A 19,699-nucleotide genomic window follows, 5' to 3' on the forward strand; every position below is an offset into this window, starting at 1 on the left:
AACTTGTTCGTTGTCTTGCTCATAAGGACTCCATCTACTCAAGAGTTGGAGCCTCCGACAATCCCGGGGCGGTTCACTCCTCATCCTGCCATACATACCCCGGCTCATGTGTTTGTAGCGCCTCAGGCGCCAGCGTTCGCATCCGCTCACTTGGCTTGCGCGCCAGTGGGCGCGGCGGCTGGTCAGCCTTGCGGTCGCTGCGCGTCCGACAACCCCCACAGGAGCTTCCCCATGCCCAAATCCCCTGCGCAGCAGCAAATCCCGCTTGGCAATTCGCTGGTTTCCGAGAAGTTCGATCCGCGTGATCCGGCTTGGAAGGCGTGGGGAGTAAGGGTGGACCACGGCCTGATCGGTTCGCGGCCTGTCATGACTTTCGAAAACCGGCTGCGGCATATGCGCAACGAGATCGCGCTGTTCGGGCGGGTGGTCACGCGGGAACTGGAACAGTTTTGATATTCGTCATCCCAGCGCAAGCTGGGATCTAGAGCGGATAGGGGCGGTGCTTTGTGGCCCTAGGCCCCTGCCTGCGCTTGGGTGACGCTTGGGGCGCTCCGGGGGAGGTCAAGCCCACCCCGCTGCGACTAAGCCTCACCTGCGGTTCGGCAGGTGGCCTTTGGCCGTCTACGCTTCGCTTCGACTCCTCGTTCCCCTCCCGCTTGCGGGAGGGGTTGGGGGTGGGCGCGGCTAGGGCGGTGCTTTGCGGCCCTGGACCCCGGCCTGCGCTGGGGTGACGGTAAGGGGTGAAAACCGCGTCTCTGCGAGGATCGCACCGCTCCCGCATTTTCCTACTCGCGCTTTCCCGTATAAATGGCTCGGTTCCGTTGTCCCAATCACAGGTGAACCATGAACGCCCCCTCCACCGCAATCCTCCCCCACGAAACCTTTACCGACACCACAGCGACATCATCGCTTGGTCATCACACCATCTTCACCGCCAACCGTCAGGCGGAATTTCTCAAGCATTTGCAGCTGTTCGGCAATGTCCGCTTGGCCTGTGGGCGGGCGGGCGTCTCGGCGCAGACGGCCTATCGCGGGCGGCGGGCTTCTCGCGGATTTGCGCTGGCGTGGGATGCGGCGCTGGTCGCGGCGCGGACCCATGCCGAGGCGACGCTGGCGGACCGTGCGATCAACGGGGTGGAGGAGCCGGTGTTCTACCACGGCGAGGAAATCGCGCGGCGGCGGCGGTATGATTCGCGGCTGCTGCTGGCGCATATCGCGCGGCTTGACCGGCTGGAGGAGAATGCGACGGTAAGCGCGGCACTGCCGCTGCTCGATGCGTGTATCGACGCGCTGATTGAGGGGGCGGATATTGACGATCTGATGCTGCGCGGCGCGGGCACCGGGCACAATGCGGCGAGGGCAGAAAATATCGCTCAGGACCGTGTTCCACCTGTTCCATCGTGTAGGAATGACGAGGAGCCGGAAGGGGATGCGCTGCCGGAGACGGAGGCGCGCTTGCAGGCGATGGAGGCGGCGCGGCCTGCGGATGCTCCGGCGCTCAAGGACCAGGTCACCGGGGTGCTCTCGATGGGAGAGATCGAGGCGCTGCAACTCGCCGCGTTCGGCGCGGGGGTGGTGGAGTGGTGGAACGTCACCGATCCGCAAGCGCTGAGGGCGGGGCAGGCGGCGGGGCGGGCAGAGGGGCAGGCGGCACGGGGTGCGCGGGACAGCGGTGGCGGCTCAGGGGCCGAGGAGCTCAAGTTCGACCTGCCCGTGGCCTGCGGCGACGATGCCGATCTGCTCGGCAGCGGCGCGGCTGAGGTCGATCAGCCGCCCGCCCGTGAAGGGGCCGCGGTCGTTGATGCGCACGGTGACCGAGCGCCCGTTGCGCGGGTTGGTGACCCGCACAAGGCTGCCGAACGGCAGCGTGCGGTGCGCGGCGGTCAGGGCGGTCATGTCAAACCGCTCTCCGCTGGCGGTGGGGCGGCCATGGAAACGGCGGCCGTAATATGAGGCGATTCCAGCACCCAGCGGGCGCGCCGCCTCGCGCTGCTCAACCGGCGGGTCAAAGCTGCTGAGATCGACGGAAGAGGGCGGGGCGACCGGGTCGATGGTGCCAAGGTCCGGGGCGAGCGGCTCGATGATGCCCTCAAAATGGGTGTCAAAGGGCAAAGCGGCGGTGGGCGCGGTTTGTGCGGAGGAAGCCTGGAGCGGAAGCGCGACCATAGTGCAGAGCCATGCCGCGCGGACTGCGCGTTGGGCAAAGCGCCGATTGCGATGCTGCGCGGGCAAGAGGCCGATTGAAGGGCGCATGGTCGCATTGGCCTACACCCGGCCAGGGCGCTTGTGCAAATCGCCAAGCTGCGACGCGGCGGGCGGAAAGGGCGGTTTGGCGCGAAGCGGGGCGAATCTGCGATGGGGCGAAGGTGCAGGAAATGGCGAAAAGCCCCCCGGGGAACGGCACTTGCATGTGGCAAGCGCGAGGGCGGCAAAGCTGGGAAGGGGCGATGGGAGATGGGAGATGAGGGCGCCGGTGATCGGGGCGCCGGTCATGGGGGCCGCGGTGTGCGCGGAAATGCAAATGGGGCCGGCATTGCTGCCGACCCCACTCTCACCAGCGCGTGGTCGCTGCGGTGTTGCAAGAGCTTCGGCGGGCCGTCCCTCTTGCTCATCCTGCAGCGCGCTTGGCGCCCGATGTCCTTGCCGCGTCCGGCCGTGCAGCCCAGCTTTCGCTACTCTGCACCGCCTTGCTTCGCGGTTTGTCACCGGCGCTCGCACCGGCATCCGGCCTTGCTTCCCGGCCCGCTTGCCCAGTTCACGCCGAAGCGCTCCCTATGGCTGCCAAGCCCTTGGCAAAACCGAGACCGAGACCCTTTTGGCTGGTGGTTCAGACACTCAGATCCGGATTACGAGAACCCTTCGCTACAGCTATCACCAACCGGTATCGCGGCCTTCACCGATGACGAAGCTTCGCACTTTCCTCAAACAAGCAGTCTTGCATTCGGCCGAAACCTTATGCAGTCCTCCTCTAAGATCGCGCGTGGACAGTCGCCACCGCATCTACGCTACATAAATCCCTTGAAATTCATAACCTTGCGGCCTTCTTTCCCAAGTTTTTGTGTCCCGAAGACAGTTAGAAACTGCGCTCGAATCCGCGTTTGGGCAAGGCCGACAAGAGTGAGTTTTCCACTTTTGACCGGATCACCTGTGGACGGGGGTGGACAAGTCAACCGTTCGTCGCATTTGACGGCTTGTTTTGGGAACCTTGCGGCTCTCGCCTAACTCGCGATGTTCAATCCTGAACACGCGGCTTTTCAGATATTACAAGTATGTGAAACACGCTTAGGCGACACGCCGAAAGATGGTTCAAATGCCTTGCGAATCGCGCTTTGCGAGCAGTCGCAGGCGCAGGGCGTTGAGCTTTATGAACCCTTCCGCATCGTGCTGATCATAGGCGCCCGCATCGTCTTCAAAGGTGACATGCGCTTCGGAATAGAGCGAATGCGGGCTCTTGCGCCCGACAACGCTGACCATGCCCTTATACAGTTTCAGCCGCACGGTGCCGGTGACGCGTTGCTGACTAAGGTCAATTGCGGCCTGCAACATTTCGCGTTCGGGTGCGAACCAGAAACCATTGTAGATGAGCTCTGCATATTTAGGCATCAGTTCATCTTTGAGATGCGCCGCGCCGCGGTCCAGCGTGATCTGCTCTATACCGCGGTGCGCGCGGGCGTAGATCTCGCCGCCGGGGGTTTCATACATGCCGCGGCTCTTCATGCCGACAAAGCGGTTCTCGACCAGATCGAGCCGACCGATCCCATGCGTGCGTCCCAGTTCGTTCAAAGCAGCAAGCAGTGTCGCCGGGGTCATTGCCTTTCCATTGAGCGACACGCCGTCACCGCGCTCAAATCCGATCTCGATATATTCGGGAGCGTCGGGCGCATCCTCGGGATGATTGGTGCGCGAATAGACATAATCGGGAGTTTCCTCCCACGGATCCTCAAGCACTTTGCCTTCGGAAGAGGTGTGCAGCAAGTTGGCGTCGGTCGAGAACGGCGCTTCCCCGCGCTTATCTACCGGAACCGCAATCTGATGCGCTTCTGCCCAAGCGATCAGCGCGGTGCGGCTGGTCAAGTCCCATTCGCGCCAGGGAGCAATCACTTCGATATTCGGGTCGAGTGCATAGGCCGACAATTCAAAGCGCACCTGATCGTTGCCCTTGCCGGTTGCCCCATGCGCAATGGCATCTGCGCCCGTTTCATGGGCAATTTCCACCAGGCGTTTGGATATGAGCGGGCGCGCGATGCTGGTGCCGAGCAGATAGTCGCCTTCGTACCGGGCATTGGCGCGCATCATCGGAAAGACGAAATCACGCACAAACTCTTCGCGCAAATCTTCGATAAAGATATGCGCATCAGGGATGCCCATCGCGCGGGCTTTTGCGCGGGCGGGTTCGATCTCTTCACCTTGACCAAGATCGGCGGTGAAGGTGACAACCTCCAGACCGCGCTCAACGCTAAGCCATTTGGCGATGACGCTGGTATCGAGACCGCCCGAATAGGCGAGGACGACTTTCTTGATGTCGGACATGTTGGCGTTGCTCCTGAATTTGCTGCGCCCCATGCCGACAAACGCAGGTTTAGGAAAGGGGCAGGCAACCCTTTCCTAAGTATTTCGAGCCTCTATAAGGCGAAAAGCGCTTGCCCTGCATCCTTGGCGGCGCGGCGTGCGGGGAACACACTGAATGCTGACAATGTGGAGCAAGGCGCGCGAGCTGGCGGAAATGACCCCGCCAGAACGCAATCGCTGGGTCGATTTCCTGCGTGCGATCTCGATCCTCGCGGTGGTGTTTGGCCATTGGCTGATGGCGGGGCTATATGTCGATGAAGCTGGGGAATTGCAGCGCGGCGATCTGCTTAGCGTTGCGCCTTGGGCCCATTGGCTGACCTGGGGTTTTCAGGTGATGCCGGTGTTCTTCCTCGTCGGCGGATATTCCAACGGAGTGAGCTGGGATGCGACCACCGGCAAGGCTCAGCCGGGGCAGACGGGCGTCTATCGCGACTGGCTGGCGAGCCGCGTGCAGCGCCTGATTGCGCCGACGTTCCCCGTCCTTCTGCTATGGGGCGTGCTGGCGGTCGTCATGACTCAGCTGGGTCTTGATCGCGGACAGATTCGAGATGCGACCGAGGCTGCGCTGATCCCGGTCTGGTTCCTTGCCGTCTATCTGATCGTTACGGCATGCACACCCCTGACGCACAAAGCGTGGGAGCGATTTGGCTGGCTCAGTTTTGCGGTCTATGTCCCGCTTGCCATTGGGACGGACTGGCTGACATTCTCCGTCGGTGTGCCATACGTCAATTTCACCAACTTCCTTTGGGTCTTTCTGGCGATCCACCAATTGGGATTTGCATGGCGCGCTGGCCGGTTTGATAATCGCCTGTTTGCACTGGCGTGGTTTGCGGTTTCGCTGGGGATACTGGTTTCAATCACGGTTTATGGCTTTTACCCGGTAGCAATGGTGTCTGCACCGGGAGGTTTTTCAAATTCACTTCCGCCCACGCTGGCTTTGTTCGCGCTGGGTGCGGCGCAGGTCGGGATGGTGTTGGCTCTGGAGCCTGCGGGGCGCAAGATGCTGGACAATGTCCGCATCTGGACCGCCACTGTGCTGATGAATGGCATGATAATGACTGTCTATCTGTGGCACCTCACTGCCTTTGTGCTGGTGATGACTGTGGTCTGGCTTGGGCTTGGCGGGGCCGGGCTGGACTCGGTTCCCGGTACCGCCGCGTGGTGGGCGACGCGTCCGCTGTGGCTGGGCATCTATATCCTGGCGCTGCTGCCGCTAATAGCGATCTTTGCCCGTAATGAACGAAGCTTTGGCCCGATCAGAGGCGGACGTACGGTGCCCAAGGCGCGGGTGGTGGCAGGTGTGTTCCTGATTTGCGCCGGGCTTGCTGCGACAGCGGGCGTAACAATCGCCAGTCCCGATAGCTGGACGGGCATTCGGATTTCAGTGGTGGCGGCTCCGTTCATAGGAGCCGCATTGCTGGGCTTCGGTCCGATCTATGACATGATCACGCGCCGCCGAACCAAGCTGGATTCGGCGGCCTAGGACCGACTATTCCGCCGCTTCCTTAAGGCTGTCAGCAAACCGCCATGTTGGCACTTCGCCCAAGTCGCGCAGGCGCGCGCTTTCATTGTGCATATATTCGCGGGTCATCGGGATTGCAGAGCGGTCTTTCACATATTGCAGTTGCCAGTTGATCATTCCGCCGTTGCGGAAACTCTGTTCAGCGCCGGCGAGGTAGAAGAGCCACATGCGGTAAAAGACCTCATCATACATTTGCGTAATTTCCTCGCGGTGCATGACTGTGCGGTTGAACCATTCCTCCAAAGTGTGACTGTAATGGAACCGCATGGCCTCGACATCGGTGACCTCGAAGCCATGTTTCTCGCTTTCCTTCACCAATTCCGAGAGCGCTGGGATGTATCCGCCCGGGAAGATGTATTTGCGCGTCCATGCGTCGGTTGATCCCGGCGGGCCCGCGCGTCCGCAACAATGCGAGATCATCACTCCGTCATCTTTCAGGATGCGGTTGGTGTGCTCAAAGAATTGCGGGTAATGCAGCGTGCCGACATGTTCGAGCAGACCCACACTGGAAATGCGGTCAAACTGCCCTTGGACATCGCGGTAATCGAGCAATTCGAACTTTACCTTGTCCGCGACCCCGGCGGCTTCGGCGCGCTCATTGCAAAACTTGATCTGATCAGGGGCGAGCGCCACGCCGAGCACTTCGACGCCGTACATCTTGTTGAGATAAAGGCCAAACCCGCCCCACCCGCAGCCAATGTCGAGCACGCGCATCCCTTCGGCTTTGCCTGGCTCAAGATAGAGCTTGGCGGCAAGGTGCGCCTTCTTGTCCATCTGTGCTTTTTCAAGACTGGTCTGGCTGGGGTCTTCCTCGCGGTAATAGGCCATCGTGTACTGCCGGTCCTCGTCGAGGAAACGTTCATACAACTCGCGCGTCAGATTATAGGTGTGTTCGGCATTGGAGCGGGCGCTGGCGCGCAAGTTGATACCATCAAGGGCGGCACCAAACTTTTGTGCGAGCTTTTTGACAGGGCCTTGCGCCTGGATCGCCTTGTCACCGATCCGTTTGGTCTGCGCGGTCACAAACAGCAATAGGTCGCGAATGTCGTGCGGTTCTTCGACCACGAGCCAGCCCCACATAAAGGCCTCACCCGCGCCCATCTGCGGATAGCGAGCGATGTGATTGGCTGCTTTCTTGTTCGTCAACCGGATCTTGAGCGGCTCACCCGCCGCTGCGGTGTCACCATAGTCATAGATCTTGCCGTCATAATCAGTGACGATCAACCGACCTTCGCGGATGACTCTGCCGAGAAATTTATCGAGTAGCCACATGAATTTGCTTTGTCCCCTAAGCAAGCTGATACGAAAGTGCCTACAATTGACGCGGAGTGTATCAGAGTGTCAATGTCACTTTGCGCAACTGAATGAAAGCAAACCCTGTGACCGAAACCAAGACGCAAGTTAGTGACGCTTCTGCGGCGGACTTTATCGCCAAGGTTGAACCCATGGCTAGGCGTGACGATGCTCGCACTCTGCTTGCCTTGTTCGAGAGGGTGACTGGGGCCGAAGCGCGAATGTGGGGCGATTCAATAGTCGGATTTGGTGAATATCGTACGACCTATGCCAGTGGCCGCAATGTTCATTGGATGCGTAGCGGATTTTCACCGCGCAAAGCGAAAATCTCCCTCTATCTAATGGGAGGTTACTGCGATGAGGGCGCTGGCGAAAAGCGTGCGGCGGCGCTGGCGCGGCTCGGAAAACACAAAACCGGCGCAAGCTGTCTGTATATCAACCAGCTGGCTGATATCGATTTATGTGTGCTCGAACGCATGATCGCCGATGACTGGGCGGCGATGCAGCGGATATATCCAGACTGACGCGCATTAAATCCCGGCATACCATTGGTAATCGCCGACATCCTCCCAGAACCCGCCTTTGCCGCCGTGGATATCGTCAAAACTGGCGACAGCTTCGATGGCGGTAAGGTATTTGGGATGTTTGTACCCAAGCTGCCGTTCAATCCGCATACGCAGAGGCGCGCCGTTTTTCTCGGGCAGCGGCTGTCCGTTTAGTTGATGCGCAACAATGGTTTGCGGGTGATAGGCATCGACCATATCGATGCTTTCATAATAGTCCCGGCCATAAAGCGTGTCGGCGCAGCGAAAGACGATGAAATTCGCTTCTTCGCGGACCCGCGCCATGTCGAGCAGTTCGGAGAGCTGCGGCCCGCTCCATTCGGCGATTGCGCTCCATCCCTCAACACAATCATGCCGGGTGATCTGGATGCGTTGCGGCAAGGCGCGCAACTCGGCAAGGGTAAGGCTGAGTGGATTTGTCACCAGCCCTCGCACCTCGATCCGCCAATCGGCAAAACCACTGGCTTTGTGCGCGCGGTATTCGTCCGTGTCGACCGTTAGAGACCCATTGCCGCGGATGTCAAGAGAGCGCTCTTCTGGCGCATATTCCGGGGCAAGCGCCTGTCTGCTGGCAAGCGTCCGATGGGCGGCGCGGTGCCAATTCTCCGCTGTATCAAACAGGTCGCCCGCCGGTCCGGTCTGAGCAAGGTCGGTGCAAGCTGCCGCAGGCAACGCCGCCAGCCCGGCCAGCAATGCACGGCGTTCAATCTCTGCCATCTGAATTCTCCCGCTGCGGCCCTCCGGTGATCATCTGGCTGATTTGTCTGACCGGGTTCGATAGGAGCACCATGACCAGATGCAGGACGACAAAGGCAAACAGCCCCCACGCAAAAATGAAATGCAGACTCCTCGCGCTTTGCCTACCGCCCAGCAGGTCGACCAGCCAAGGCGCGATCACCTCAAAACCCGGACTGATCGCAAGGCCGGTGAACACCATCATCGGCAGGAATATTCCAAGCACGATACCGTAGATGATTTTCTGAACCGGATTGTAGGCATCGCTTTCGCGTTCTGCCTTTGCACTCAGATGGCCGCGAATGGACATCAGCAGCGCTGACGGTGACCAATCATGCGGACCAGTGGCAATATCACGCCAGAAATGCCGATTGATGAGGCTTGCCCCCCACATCACCAACAAACTGGCCGCAAAGACCCATGCGAAAGTGTTGTGCCAATCGCGTGCCTCGGCAAGGTCATAGCGCTGCGGGATGGTGGCCCATGCGGGAAACCGGATCACATTGAGCCAGGCATCCGCCGGATCAAAACCGTAATTGCCCCAATAGAGATACCGGTGGGCGTTGGAGATATTCAAGCCCGACATGAACAGCACGACCAGCGCCAGCGCGTTGACCCAGTGCCATAGCCGGGTGACCAGAGCGTGCCGCTTCATGGGCAAGCCGCTGATTTCTGCCGAGCAAGATAGATAACGTCACGGTCCTGAGAAAGCAGATGTTGGCCGCTATCGATGAACAAAGTGGAACCGCTGCGCAAGACGCCGGTGGAAAGGAACAACGCGGCCTCAACGATTTCCTGCGGCTGGGTCTTGCGCTTTAGCAGGTTGAGTCTGTGCGACACTTCGGTTTCGCCTTCGGATTGGTCGTGACTTGCCAGGATCGCACCCGGCGCAATGCCATAAACACGCGCCCGCTCCCACTTTGCCGAGCGTGCGTGGACCGCAAACATGGCATTGGTCGCCGCCAGCGCATGTTTGGACATTGTGTAGCTGAAAAAGTCAGGATTGGGGTTTTCCAGCTTCATATCCGTAATATTGATCACACAGTGCGTTCCGGCCCCTTTTATGTTCTCTAGAAAACTCTTTGCCATCAATGCGGGCGCGCGCGCGTTGATCTGCATTGCCTCCCGGTTCGTATCCGGGTTGAGCGAGGTTACATCGTCATAGCGGAATACCGATGCGGAATTGATCAGGCAGCGCCAATCGGCAAGTCGCGCGGCCAATGCCTCAACCATTTCGGTGGCGGCGGCAATGTCGGCCAGATCGCAGCAGAATGTTTCGGCCGAGGGCAGGGCGGCGGCCAATGCTTCTGCATCCATGCCAGAGCTGCGATAATGGATGACCACGTGCCATCCGTTTGCAGCGAAACCTTTGGCGATTTCTGCGCCAATACGTGTGGCGCCTCCGGTAACAAGGACTGCTGGAAGGGGCTCGGGCTCTGGCATGCTCTCGCCCTAACAGCGCCCGCTGCGCGCATCAATCGCGCGCACAAAGGCAGAGCGCCGCCGGTCATTGCTGACCCGCGGCGCCCGCAACAGTGAGTTTCTTCAAGATTAGCGGCAACGCAGTTCATTGCGGTCTATCTCCCGGCCCAGCAGGCCCCCCGCTAGCGCGCCCAGCAATGTGCCGACGGTGCGATCACCGCGAGTATCAATCGCACGACCGGCCAGCGCGCCCAATCCTGCGCCAATCACCAGTCCGGTTGTGCCATTGTCCCGCTCGCAGTAATAATTGCCATCGCGCCCGCGCCAGACTCGGTCGCGGTGACCAATGCGGCGCGGCTCATGGTACCGGCCCCGGCGGTCATAGATCCGGTCATCATCATAGCGGTCATCATCGTATCCGCGACCACGATAACGGTCACCGCGCCGATAGCGGCGATTATCGTCATAACGGTCATCGGCATATTGAGATCGTGTGCCAAAATCAAAGCCGCCAAAGGAGGCAGCGTTTTGCGCCGAGGCATTTTCCTGCCAAGCCAAGGCTGGCGATCCAATTTCGGCGGCGCTGGCCGGGGCGGTTACCGCAGCGAGTGAACCCATTGCGGCAATCAAAGCGATCGTTTTCATGTGAAGTTCCTTTCCGACCCGATCAGCGGGTGATCCCCATTTCGTTCATTGTAAACGAACGTAACATGAATGAATTGTTGTTATTGGTCCGATTATGGCAAAATGCCGGTTGTCTGCGATGAAACGCAAGGAAAGCGAGGCCAAACCAAGCCATCAGCCCAGTTTGGCGCGGGCCCGATCGCGCATCTTTGGCGCAAGCGCGGGCATATCAGCCAGTTCAGCCCAATCGTCGCGGCTCCCTTTTCCGGCAACGAGCGTCTTGAACGCTCGGGATACGCTCCAATTGCGTTCCCCGACGCTGACGCGCTCCAGATAATCGCCCGCCTGCACTTCGCCGATTTCCAGCACGCGGAAATACCATCCGCAGCGCCCCGTCTCGATAATGGCGGCAACCATGCCCTTGGCCCCAGAGCGGTGCTCGATCTTCCAGCACGGCTGGCGCGGCTGGCTGATCTCGATCAGCGCGCTGCCAAGGCGGAACCGGTCACCAATATGCACCAGGGCTTCATCGAGATTGCGCACCGCTAGGTTTGATCCGAACGCGCCGGGTTCATCGAGCAGCGACGGATCGGGCACCTTGTCTCGCCAGAACACGTGATGATCGAGAGGGTACAGATGCAGCGCCATTTCCGGCCCCCCATGCACTCGGCGGTCTGCCTGTTCATCAGGGGCGAGCCCTTCGATCAGCACCTGCACCGCCTCTTCGCGCGGACGCTTGGCAATGGCGCTCAGTTCAGCGCCATTGAACGGGCGCGCAGTGCCGGTGCAAATCGCTTCAACAGCCCATTTCATATCGGCCTTCATACCGGCGTCTTTCCTACAGGATGGAACACATGGAACACAGTCCTGACGGGAAAAACTTCACCCGCGCGCGCACCGCGAAAGTCCGGTTCAGGGCGAGAAGGAAGCAGCGTCATCATCTGGCTGTTTCAGCACAATCATGCCGGGTAGGAAAGCGCGTGGTTCAACGTGCTCTGCGAACCGTCAGAGCCATCCAGTCGCGCTGCGTGCCGTCAGAACCCATTCCCGCAAACACTTGCTCCTCGACAATTTCGAACATCGCGGCGCGATAGGTGTCGCGCAGCCATTGCGCGGCAGGGAAATTGTGCAGGCGGCCAAGCAGATCGCGCCCTTCGCCTGTTCCCAGTTTGTAGCTGGCATAATGCCACCCTTGCGGCCTGAGTGCGCGATGCACCGAAGCCAGCACATCGGGCAATTGCGCGCGCGGACAATGAAGCAGGCAAGCGTGCGCCCAGACCGCGTCATATTCCTGCACGGCGGCCAATTGGTCAAAGCGCATTAGCCGCGCATTGATGGCGTGGCGTTCATTCGCTTTGGCGACCATCGCGGGAATGCCGTCGGTCGCATCCAGATCAAATCCGCGTTCCAATATCCGCGCAGAATCCCGGCCGGCCCCGCACCCCAATTCCAGCACGCGCGCACCGGGTTTCAGCCGGTCCAGAAACCCATCAAGGTGGCGGCTGGTTCCAATGGCCGAGCAAAAGGAATAGAACGGAGCTTCGCTCTGGTAGAAATCATAGGTCGCCGGGTCGATGTGCGTATCAGCGGCTTGATCGCTCACTGCGATCCGTTCGAAACGTTGTATTCGCGCACTTCGGCCTGTGTCAGACAATATCGCGTGCTGGGGTCATCCTCATTGCCCACCGCCTGCTGTTGATACATCACATCGGTCAGCAATTTGCGGCTGATCCCCATGCGGATCAGGAAATCGTTGTCCTCGGTCGCGAGCAGGGCAGAGGATTGTTCGATGCTGGCAATCAATTCAGTGGTGGCTTCGCTGCCGTCAATCACCGCGTCGTCGATGATCCAGCGATCGGCGGTGTGGGTGAACATATGCACCATGAAAACGCCGCCCTGATCCACGAAGCGCGGGTTTCCACCCATGAAAATGAAATTGCAGGCGGAAAAACAGGTCCACCCCGCCGGGATGCGGGTGGGCAGACCCGGATAGGACCGGATGATCCGGCCCGCTTCATTGCCCGCAATTGCGTTTCCGCCCTGCGAACGCAGCCAGACCTCGGCAATCATTGGGTCGCTGTCGAGCGTCTGTTTCAGCCTTGCGGGCAGGCTCGCGTCGATGCGCCCCTCGGCCAGCAGGACTTTCATCCCGTCGCGCTCCACCGTGGTAAGCTTCATCGGCTCGGGTGATGCCCAGTTCGGTTCAGCTGGGCAGGTTGGGTTTTCAGGATCGCGTTCGCTGGCACCAGCCAGCAGAGAGAGACTGGCGACGGTGACAAAGGCTTTGGAGACAAATGCCCGGTTCACGCGACAATTGTGTAGCGCGGCGACCCGGCAAGGCGGCACATTCGTTTGTCCGCGCGGGTTTCTTCGCCTTCGACAATGATGACATCGGTAACGGTGATGCAGTCGTTGTCTCCAGAACTGGCATCGCGGGCGGTTACCGTTGATGTCCCGCTTACATTCCTGCGCGTGTCCGAAGTCCATGCTGCTGTCTGACCAACCGGCGGGCCGCCGGTGCCATCTTCGTCGATACTGCGGGTGGCCTCCAAAGTCGCATCAGCAGCCTGTTTCTGCTCTTCGGGATCGAGTTTACAGGCGATTTCCTTCGATATCTGGTCGGTGAATTCGGACAGAGGCACAAATTGGCCAAGCCCCGCACGCTGCGCCGTGCGGCCCGCAGCACCGCTCAGCAACCCGCCGATAACTCCGCGTGCGGTGTCTCCTGATGAGCCCTTCTCGCAGCCCTCGGCCGCTTGCGCACCGCGCTGTGCGTCGCGGAACATGCCGCCCAATTGGGCCTGCGCCGGAAACGCTGAAAAAGCGAAGGCTGCCGCAGCAGACGTGAGCGAAATTGTCCTGATTGTCTTGATCATGACCCCTACCTCTCTGGCGACACTCTACGCGGTTTTGACCGTCACGCCAAGGACGATGGGCGCGGATCTTAACCGGCTGATGCGGTTTCGCGGTCGCGTTCGGCTCGGCTTTTCTTGTGGGCCGAGGTTTTCAGCTGACCGCAGGCGGCATCAATATCGCGCCCGCGCGGCGTGCGCACCGGGGCACTGATGCCCCCGGCAAACACGATGTCGCTGAATGCCCTGATTCGATCGGGCGCGGAACATTCATACCCTGCACCCGGCCAGGGATTGAACGGTATCAGATTGACCTTGGCAGGCAAATCGAATTTGCGCAGCAAGCGCACCAGTTCGCGCGCATCGTCGTCGCTGTCGTTCTTGTCCTTCAGCATCACATATTCAAAGGTGATGCGCCGGGCATTGGAGGCTTTGGGATAGTCGGCGCAGGCTTGCAGCAAGTCCTCAATGCCGTATTTCCGGTTGAGCGGCACGATTTCATCGCGCACTTCCTTGCGCACCGCGTGAAGCGATACGGCGAGATTGACGCCGATTTCCTCGCCGCAGCGTTTCATCATCGGGATGACGCCGCTGGTCGAAAGGGTGATCCGGCGTTTTGACAGGGCGAGGCCATCGCCGTCCATCACCAGGTTCAGCGCATCGCGCACATGGTCGAAATTATACAGCGGCTCACCCATGCCCATCATCACGATATTGGTGAGCAGGCGCCCGTCGGCGGTGTAATGCGCGGCGCTTTCTTCGCTCTCGTCATCCGCAAAGGCGAAATCCATCTTGCCCTTTGGCCATTCCCCCAATGCGTCACGCGCGAGCATCACCTGACCGACGATTTCGCCGGGAGTCAGATTGCGCACCAGTCGCATCGTTCCGGTGTGACAGAATGTGCAATTCAATGTGCAGCCCACTTGGCTGGAGACGCACAATGTGCCGCGGTCTGCATCGGGGATGAAAACCATCTCGAAATCGTGGCCATCGTCGGTTTGCAGCAACCATTTGCGCGTGCCGTCGCTGCTGTGCTGTGCCTCGACCACGTTGGGGCGGCCAATCACAAAGCGTTCTGTCAGCCACGGTCGCATGGTCTTGGCGATGTCGCTCATTGCCGCAAAATCAGTGACCCCGCGGTGATAGAGCCAGTGGAACACCTGTTTGGCGCGCAATTTGGCCTGACGCGCGTCAAGCCCGGCTTCTTCGAACAATTCGCGGATGCGCGCAGCGGAAAGGCCGATCAGGTCAATACGGCCATCATCGCGCGGCGTTATGTCACGCGCGACGGGAACCGGGTCCACTTGCCCGGGGATTGTCATGAGGGTCGTATCTGGCATGATTGGCGGGGCCTATAGTCCCAAATTTGACGATATGCCAGCGGCGCAATGTGTCAGCTGATCGGGTGGGCCACCAAATCCTGCCCGAACATGACGCGGTGTCCGTCTGGCGTCCGCACCGCAAATTCGCGCATGTCCCATTCTTCGGTGGTGGGCGGCTTGATTATGGCCGCCTTGCTTTGGTCAATTTCATCAAAATAGGCATCGATGTCATCAAACTCGATATAACCAAAATATTGGTGATCGCCCAATTCCCTGGGGGCAATGGCGTCGGGACACGAACCCAACATGATCACGCATGGGCCGCGCTTGACAAAGACCCAGCCGCCCAGATCGCGCAGGCTGTCGAACTTCATGACATCGATCCAGAACCGTGCAGTTTGCATCGCGTCAGGCACAGCGAGCACATAATTCATCGCAGTGATGGCGGGGGAAAGAGGCTGTCTGTCGGTCATGATGCGCATCCTACGACTGCGGCGTCGATTGCGGTCGCCGCCCCGGTGAGATCATATTGATCGGTGAAGCGTGCGCCGGAGCTGTCACGAGCGGAGATGGTCATCCGGGTGGCGGATCGCAAGGCGGCGACCACGGCTGCATCCATACGCGCGTCTCGGGCCCAGGCATCTTTGCCGTTTGCAGCGAGTTCAAAGCGGCGATCTGCGATGGTGAGCACCGTATCTGAATCTGCCCGGACATCGCGTGACAATCTGATGTGCAATTGCCCCCGGATGTTTTGTGCGGGCCAATTGGCGATGCTGGCAAAGGCGCCGGGGCTGCGACTGCGCTGCGGTTTGGCAATGGCATAGCAGCGCGCGGGGCTGGCGTCTCGAAAGGCGGCCCAATTGGCATAGACGCCCAGATTGTCCTTCGCCGCGAGCGGTGCGGCGATTGCGGTGCAGAGGGCCAGGGACAGAGCAAGTCTAGTCATAGCGGATTGCCATTACCTCCCATTCCTTGACCCCCGATGGCAGCCGGACCTTGCGCAGATCGCCCACGGCCGCTCCTTTCAGCGCCTTTGCCATGGGCGAATTCCAGCCTATCCGGCCAACGCCTGCGTCCTGTTCATCATCGCCGACAAGCTGGACAATCTTGCGCTGGTCATCATCATCCGCCAGTTCGACCGTCGCACCAAAGAAGGCGCGGCTGCGGTCTGGTTGATGGGCCGGATCGACCACCCGAAGCGCCTTCATCCGCCGGGCTAGATAGCCCAGTTCGCGGTCGATCTCGCGCATCCGCTTGCGCCCATACAGGTAATCGCCATTTTCGCTGCGGTCGCCATTGCCCGCTGCCCAGCTGACAATCTCAACGATCTCCGGGCGCTCCTTGCCCAGCAGATGGTCATAGCGCGCCTTGAGCGCGGCCATGCCCGAAGGCGTGATCGGCGGCGCGCCTGCTGTCTTTGGCTGAGCCGTCATTCGGACGGGCTATGGCAGAAATGTATCGATCGGGCGAGCCAGGCCCGCCTCTTGCGGATACATGTGTGAATAGCTCACCGCATTGCCGAGCACGCGCATGATGTAATAACGGGTTTCGAAATTGGCGGGGATCTTCTCCACCCAGGTTACCCAGTCGATTTCGCCTCGGCGCGGGTCGCCGTTGAGCCGCAGCCACTGATTTACCCGGCCCGGCCCGGCATTGTAGGCTCCAACCGCAAGCGGATAGGCGCCGCCGTAATAGTCCATCATCCGGGCAAAATAGGCGTCGCCCAAACGGATGTTATACGAAGGATCGTCAAACAGACTGGCCGACATATATTGCACGCCCAGCATCCCGGCCTGTTCCCGCGCGGTGCCCGGCATCAATTGCATTACTCCGCGAGCGCCCGCGTGGCTTTGGCGAGTGCGGTCAAATTCGCTTTCCTGACGACTGATTGCGTGAACCATCGTCCAGTCATTGACGACCGGCGTGGGATAGGTCGGGAATCCGATCCGCTCAAATCCTGCAAGCCCGTTGGCGCCCGCTTCCATTCCGACGACCACAGCCATTTCTGGCAGTCTGGTTTCAGCCGCAAGCTGTGCAACCATGGCGAGCTCTGCGGGTGTATCGGCACCTGCGCCAATCGCCTGAAAGAAGCGCCGCTCTGTGCGCCAGTCGCGCCGGTTTGCGGCCAGATTGCGGATTGCGCGGACCAGCGGGCGGGCTTCAAACTCGGCGCGAATTGGCGCATCAATCTGCACCACAGGCAGCGGGGCAAAGGCGGGCATTGGGCGATTCAGCGCGCTGATCGACAATTGCCCGTAATAATAATGCGGGTATTGCGCCGCCATTTCGAAATAGCGCGTCGCATCGGCGTGCAGCCCTGCCTGACGCGCGGCTCGGCCCGCCCAATAAAAGCCCTTTGACCGGGTGAGCGGTGTCTGCGCCGCATTGCCATAGCGCAGAAACAAGGGCGCTGCTGCCGCCCCATCGCCCAAGCGCCACAGCGCATTGGTGCCGCCCATCCACATCAAATCGGTGTAGCGGTCGCGCAAGGCAAACGAACCTTGCGAAATATCGGTATCAGGCGCGAACAGATCGTCGATCCGGCTCGCAATCTGCACCGTGGTGGCCGCGCCTGCAGCCTCTGCCACCGCGAGCATATCCCCGACCAATTGTTCTGGCTCAAACGCCGGAACTGCAAAGGTGGGGCGATTGGCGAGCAGGTTTATCGCAGCCTCAGTATTGCGGCGCGAGCGATAAAAATTGACCAGATTGTAGACATAGCCCGCGTCACGCACTGCATCGGCGGGAACCGGAATACCGGCATCCTCCGGCATCGAACCTCGCACCAGCGCCAGCCGCGCCAACGCCAATGCGCGGTCCGCCGGGGCAAGGTTTATCAACTGGCGTTCCGCCGCGTCTGCCTCTTCCTGCCATAACAGCGCATCCATGCGTGCGGCGTGATCTTCGGCGGTGAAGCGGCTGCCGTATAGCCCGATCAGATAGGCTTCGGCTGGCCCGCTCATCGTGCCGCCGCGCCATGCCTGACGCGCAACCGCAAAAGCTTCCTCGCGCTGCGCCCCGGCCAGCGACAACGCATAGCGCGCCCGTGCGGAGTTTGAGAGCGGGGGCAGGGCGTCGAAAAATGCAAGAATCTCTGCCTGTGAAGGGGCCTCCACATCGAGCGAGCGCTCTGCTTTCGCGCGGATCAATTCATTGCGCGGGAATTCGTAATAGGTGGTCGCAAAGCTCGCATAGTCACCGAAACGATACTGCCCATTGCCTTGCAGCATTTCCCAGCGGGCGATTGCCGCGCCGATCTGACCGGGTTGCTGCGCCACCATATGGGTGCCACCAGATTGCCCGTCCATCCGCGCCGAAGAAGGCGCGGAAACCGCGCCAAAGACGGCGGCAGCAAATGCAGCAATAGCGACAGGACGGGTAAGCAAATTTCTGGCCATGCTGGACATTGTGCCGATAGGCTCCTTATCAGGCGCTTAACAAGAGGATGGGCTGACTGTGAATCCGCCATCCCGACATTTATTGTAAGAGGCAGGATAAAAGCAATGTTCAGCGGTTCCATTCCCGCTCTGGTGACTCCTTTCCGCGACGGGTCGTTTGACGAGCGCGCATTTCGCAAACTTGTCGACTGGCAGATCGAGCAAGGCAGCGCCGCATTGGTGCCTTGCGGAACCACCGGAGAGGCATCGACGCTGTCCAACGCCGAACACCACAGGGTGATTGAGGTGTGCATCGAACAGGCCGCCGGGCGCGTGCCAGTGATCGCCGGATGCGGCAGCAACGACACCCGCAACGCCGCGCTGCATATGACATTTGCGCATAAGGCGGGCGCGGCAGCGGGGCTGTGCGTTGCGCCCTATTACAACCGCCCAAGTCAGGCTGGGCTGATTGCCCATTTCAGCTACCTTGCCGAAACCTGCGAATTGCCCATCGTGCTTTACAATGTGCCGGGCCGCACTGTCACCGATATTGAGGATGAGACGGTCGTGGCATTGGTGCGCAAATATCCCGACCGGATCGTGGCGATAAAGGACGCAAGCGGGGATCTGTCGCGTGTGGCGGATCACCGGATGGGGATCGGCCGCGAATTCTGCCAGCTATCGGGGAATGACGAATTGTGGCTGCCACATTCGGCGGCCGGGGGCAGGGGAGCAATTTCGGTCACCGCCAATGTCGCCCCGGCGCTGTGCGCAGAATTTCACAATGCGATTGCCGCCAATGAGCTGAAAAAGGCGCGGGAGCTTAACGACCGGCTGTTTCCGCTGCATTATGCGATGTTTTCCGACGCCAGCCCGGCGCCGGTCAAATATGCGCTGAGCCGGGTGCACGACTGGATCGAGCCAACGGTGCGGCTGCCGATCATCGAAGCGAGCGACGAATCGCGCCGCGCTGTTGACGAAGCGCTGGAGCACGCGGGGCTGATTTAGCACTCGATCCTGTGCTCGATCGTTCTTCGGTCGCGGCTCTGGAATGAATAGTGCTGTTCCCAGTCTCGGTCTCTGAAAGCGACCATCAATTTATCGCTGTCTGAACAAGCCTTAGGCTGAATCTCGAGCAAATAGGCCCTAACCCAACGGCGAAATTGTATGTCCCGTGTCGTCAACTGGTGTTCGACGGTGACCTGTTTTTCATTGCAGTTGACATGCACGGTTCGCGAAGAGACTGGCCGCCCTGCCTTGCCTGGCGGACCGGCTTGGCCAGTGGCGTAGCGCACCACGTCACAAAAATGCTCGTCGCTCAGTTGCGAAAGTTCCGGGTCGACCGGCGGGGTCAGAAGTAGCAACGCTAAAGCACTGTAAAACAAAGACTATCCTTCTTTCAAAGTGCCACGCGAACGGC

Annotated in this window: 20 protein-coding genes; 4 read left to right on the plus strand and 16 right to left on the minus strand. The window is 60.2% G+C overall.

The features are described from left to right. The first annotated feature begins 231 nt into the window (after positions 1 to 231). Positions 232 to 453 (plus strand): hypothetical protein, encoded by a 222-nt coding sequence (locus ACM64M_RS06530; RefSeq protein WP_416227869.1) that lies wholly within the window; start codon positions 232 to 234, stop codon positions 451 to 453. 1,227 nt (positions 454 to 1,680) lie between these two features. Here the strand turns inward: ACM64M_RS06530 and ACM64M_RS06535 are convergent. Further along, entirely contained in the window at positions 1,681 to 2,253 is a 573-nt protein-coding gene (locus tag ACM64M_RS06535) for a septal ring lytic transglycosylase RlpA family protein (protein ID WP_416227870.1), read from the minus strand. A gap of 1,053 nt (positions 2,254 to 3,306) precedes the next feature. After that, positions 3,307 to 4,530: an argininosuccinate synthase gene (locus tag ACM64M_RS06540; RefSeq protein ID WP_416227871.1), complete on the minus strand. Its 1,224-nt coding sequence runs from the start codon at positions 4,528 to 4,530 to the stop codon at positions 3,307 to 3,309. Positions 4,531 to 4,684: 154 nt separating this feature from the next. Here ACM64M_RS06540 and ACM64M_RS06545 point away from each other — a divergent pair, with 154 nt between their 5' ends. Next, positions 4,685 to 6,052, plus strand: coding sequence for an acyltransferase family protein (locus tag ACM64M_RS06545; RefSeq protein ID WP_416227872.1), 1,368 nt, complete (start codon positions 4,685 to 4,687; stop codon positions 6,050 to 6,052). 6 nt (positions 6,053 to 6,058) lie between these two features. Here ACM64M_RS06545 and ACM64M_RS06550 read toward each other — a convergent pair whose 3' ends face one another. Then, positions 6,059 to 7,363 carry a class I SAM-dependent methyltransferase gene (locus ACM64M_RS06550; protein WP_416227873.1) on the minus strand — a complete coding sequence of 435 codons (1,305 nt, stop codon included), beginning with the start codon at positions 7,361 to 7,363 and terminating at the stop codon, positions 6,059 to 6,061. 92 nt (positions 7,364 to 7,455) lie between these two features. Between ACM64M_RS06550 and ACM64M_RS06555 the strand changes: the two genes are divergently transcribed. Continuing rightward, positions 7,456 to 7,908 carry a DUF1801 domain-containing protein gene (locus ACM64M_RS06555; protein ID WP_416227874.1) on the plus strand — a complete coding sequence of 151 codons (453 nt, stop codon included), beginning with the start codon at positions 7,456 to 7,458 and terminating at the stop codon, positions 7,906 to 7,908. A gap of 6 nt (positions 7,909 to 7,914) precedes the next feature. On the opposite strand, the gene ACM64M_RS06560 is transcribed toward ACM64M_RS06555, so the two are convergent. The 13 genes from ACM64M_RS06560 to ACM64M_RS06620 form a co-directional block, all read right to left on the minus strand. After that, on the minus strand, positions 7,915 to 8,664 hold the full coding sequence (locus ACM64M_RS06560) for a molybdopterin-dependent oxidoreductase (RefSeq protein ID WP_416227875.1): 750 nt from the start codon (positions 8,662 to 8,664) through the stop codon (positions 7,915 to 7,917). After that, positions 8,651 to 9,337 carry a cytochrome b/b6 domain-containing protein gene (locus ACM64M_RS06565; RefSeq protein ID WP_416227876.1) on the minus strand — a complete coding sequence of 229 codons (687 nt, stop codon included), beginning with the start codon at positions 9,335 to 9,337 and terminating at the stop codon, positions 8,651 to 8,653. The genes ACM64M_RS06560 and ACM64M_RS06565 overlap by 14 nt, the downstream gene beginning before the upstream one ends. Continuing rightward, positions 9,334 to 10,125, minus strand: a complete 792-nt coding sequence (locus ACM64M_RS06570) for an SDR family oxidoreductase (protein WP_416227877.1) — start codon at positions 10,123 to 10,125, stop codon at positions 9,334 to 9,336. Before ACM64M_RS06570 ends, ACM64M_RS06565 begins: the two co-directional genes overlap by 4 nt. Before the next feature lie 108 nt (positions 10,126 to 10,233). Then, positions 10,234 to 10,749 carry a glycine zipper 2TM domain-containing protein gene (locus tag ACM64M_RS06575; protein ID WP_416227878.1) on the minus strand — a complete coding sequence of 172 codons (516 nt, stop codon included), beginning with the start codon at positions 10,747 to 10,749 and terminating at the stop codon, positions 10,234 to 10,236. 153 nt (positions 10,750 to 10,902) lie between these two features. Next, positions 10,903 to 11,541 (minus strand): MOSC domain-containing protein, encoded by a 639-nt coding sequence (locus ACM64M_RS06580; protein WP_416227879.1) that lies wholly within the window; start codon positions 11,539 to 11,541, stop codon positions 10,903 to 10,905. 172 nt (positions 11,542 to 11,713) lie between these two features. Next, positions 11,714 to 12,331: a class I SAM-dependent methyltransferase gene (locus ACM64M_RS06585; protein WP_416227880.1), complete on the minus strand. Its 618-nt coding sequence runs from the start codon at positions 12,329 to 12,331 to the stop codon at positions 11,714 to 11,716. Continuing rightward, positions 12,328 to 13,035: a hypothetical protein gene (locus tag ACM64M_RS06590; RefSeq protein ID WP_416227881.1), complete on the minus strand. Its 708-nt coding sequence runs from the start codon at positions 13,033 to 13,035 to the stop codon at positions 12,328 to 12,330. Before ACM64M_RS06590 ends, ACM64M_RS06585 begins: the two co-directional genes overlap by 4 nt. Next, the gene (locus ACM64M_RS06595) at positions 13,032 to 13,604 is read right to left on the minus strand and encodes a hypothetical protein (RefSeq protein WP_416227882.1); all 573 of its coding nucleotides are present in this window, start codon (positions 13,602 to 13,604) and stop codon (positions 13,032 to 13,034) included. The genes ACM64M_RS06590 and ACM64M_RS06595 overlap by 4 nt, the downstream gene beginning before the upstream one ends. Before the next feature lie 68 nt (positions 13,605 to 13,672). Then, positions 13,673 to 14,920, minus strand: coding sequence for a 23S rRNA (adenine(2503)-C(2))-methyltransferase RlmN (gene rlmN / locus ACM64M_RS06600; RefSeq protein WP_416227883.1), 1,248 nt, complete (start codon positions 14,918 to 14,920; stop codon positions 13,673 to 13,675). A gap of 53 nt (positions 14,921 to 14,973) precedes the next feature. Further along, positions 14,974 to 15,375 carry a VOC family protein gene (locus ACM64M_RS06605; protein ID WP_416227884.1) on the minus strand — a complete coding sequence of 134 codons (402 nt, stop codon included), beginning with the start codon at positions 15,373 to 15,375 and terminating at the stop codon, positions 14,974 to 14,976. Further along, entirely contained in the window at positions 15,372 to 15,848 is a 477-nt protein-coding gene (locus ACM64M_RS06610) for an invasion associated locus B family protein (protein WP_416227885.1), read from the minus strand. The genes ACM64M_RS06605 and ACM64M_RS06610 overlap by 4 nt, the downstream gene beginning before the upstream one ends. Next, positions 15,841 to 16,335, minus strand: coding sequence for a GreA/GreB family elongation factor (locus tag ACM64M_RS06615; RefSeq protein WP_416227886.1), 495 nt, complete (start codon positions 16,333 to 16,335; stop codon positions 15,841 to 15,843). The genes ACM64M_RS06610 and ACM64M_RS06615 overlap by 8 nt, the downstream gene beginning before the upstream one ends. Before the next feature lie 9 nt (positions 16,336 to 16,344). Beyond that, complete coding sequence (locus ACM64M_RS06620) at positions 16,345 to 18,300, minus strand: lytic transglycosylase domain-containing protein (protein WP_416227887.1); 1,956 nt, start codon at positions 18,298 to 18,300, stop codon at positions 16,345 to 16,347. A gap of 105 nt (positions 18,301 to 18,405) precedes the next feature. On the opposite strand from ACM64M_RS06620, the gene dapA reads away from it, so the two are divergent. Continuing rightward, a complete protein-coding gene (gene dapA, locus ACM64M_RS06625) occupies positions 18,406 to 19,287 on the plus strand; it encodes a 4-hydroxy-tetrahydrodipicolinate synthase (protein WP_416227888.1) in 882 nt (293 codons plus the stop codon). Positions 19,288 to 19,699: the final 412 nt, after the last annotated feature.

This window comes from Qipengyuania sp. ASV99 (genome assembly GCF_047872805.1).
Taxonomy (GTDB): domain Bacteria; phylum Pseudomonadota; class Alphaproteobacteria; order Sphingomonadales; family Sphingomonadaceae; genus Erythrobacter.

Excerpts from the sequence above, each read along its gene's own strand:
- ACM64M_RS06540 (WP_416227871.1), bottom strand. The coding sequence starts at position 4,530 with ATGTCCGACATCAAGAAAGTCGTCCTCGCCTATTCGGGCGGTCTCGAT.
- ACM64M_RS06620 (WP_416227887.1), bottom strand. The coding sequence starts at position 18,300 with ATGGCCAGAAATTTGCTTACCCGTCCTGTCGCTATTGCTGCATTTGCT.
- ACM64M_RS06615 (WP_416227886.1), bottom strand. The coding sequence starts at position 16,335 with ATGACGGCTCAGCCAAAGACAGCAGGCGCGCCGCCGATCACGCCTTCG.
- ACM64M_RS06595 (WP_416227882.1), bottom strand. The coding sequence starts at position 13,604 with ATGATCAAGACAATCAGGACAATTTCGCTCACGTCTGCTGCGGCAGCC.
- ACM64M_RS06550 (WP_416227873.1), bottom strand. The coding sequence starts at position 7,363 with ATGTGGCTACTCGATAAATTTCTCGGCAGAGTCATCCGCGAAGGTCGG.
- ACM64M_RS06560 (WP_416227875.1), bottom strand. The coding sequence starts at position 8,664 with ATGGCAGAGATTGAACGCCGTGCATTGCTGGCCGGGCTGGCGGCGTTG.
- ACM64M_RS06555 (WP_416227874.1), top strand. The coding sequence starts at position 7,456 with ATGAAAGCAAACCCTGTGACCGAAACCAAGACGCAAGTTAGTGACGCT.
- ACM64M_RS06605 (WP_416227884.1), bottom strand. The coding sequence starts at position 15,375 with ATGACCGACAGACAGCCTCTTTCCCCCGCCATCACTGCGATGAATTAT.
- ACM64M_RS06570 (WP_416227877.1), bottom strand. The coding sequence starts at position 10,125 with ATGCCAGAGCCCGAGCCCCTTCCAGCAGTCCTTGTTACCGGAGGCGCC.
- ACM64M_RS06580 (WP_416227879.1), bottom strand. The coding sequence starts at position 11,541 with ATGAAATGGGCTGTTGAAGCGATTTGCACCGGCACTGCGCGCCCGTTC.
- dapA (WP_416227888.1), top strand. The coding sequence starts at position 18,406 with ATGTTCAGCGGTTCCATTCCCGCTCTGGTGACTCCTTTCCGCGACGGG.
- rlmN (WP_416227883.1), bottom strand. The coding sequence starts at position 14,920 with ATGCCAGATACGACCCTCATGACAATCCCCGGGCAAGTGGACCCGGTT.
- ACM64M_RS06575 (WP_416227878.1), bottom strand. The coding sequence starts at position 10,749 with ATGAAAACGATCGCTTTGATTGCCGCAATGGGTTCACTCGCTGCGGTA.
- ACM64M_RS06565 (WP_416227876.1), bottom strand. The coding sequence starts at position 9,337 with ATGAAGCGGCACGCTCTGGTCACCCGGCTATGGCACTGGGTCAACGCG.
- ACM64M_RS06530 (WP_416227869.1), top strand. The coding sequence starts at position 232 with ATGCCCAAATCCCCTGCGCAGCAGCAAATCCCGCTTGGCAATTCGCTG.
- ACM64M_RS06610 (WP_416227885.1), bottom strand. The coding sequence starts at position 15,848 with ATGACTAGACTTGCTCTGTCCCTGGCCCTCTGCACCGCAATCGCCGCA.
- ACM64M_RS06535 (WP_416227870.1), bottom strand. The coding sequence starts at position 2,253 with ATGCGCCCTTCAATCGGCCTCTTGCCCGCGCAGCATCGCAATCGGCGC.
- ACM64M_RS06545 (WP_416227872.1), top strand. The coding sequence starts at position 4,685 with ATGCTGACAATGTGGAGCAAGGCGCGCGAGCTGGCGGAAATGACCCCG.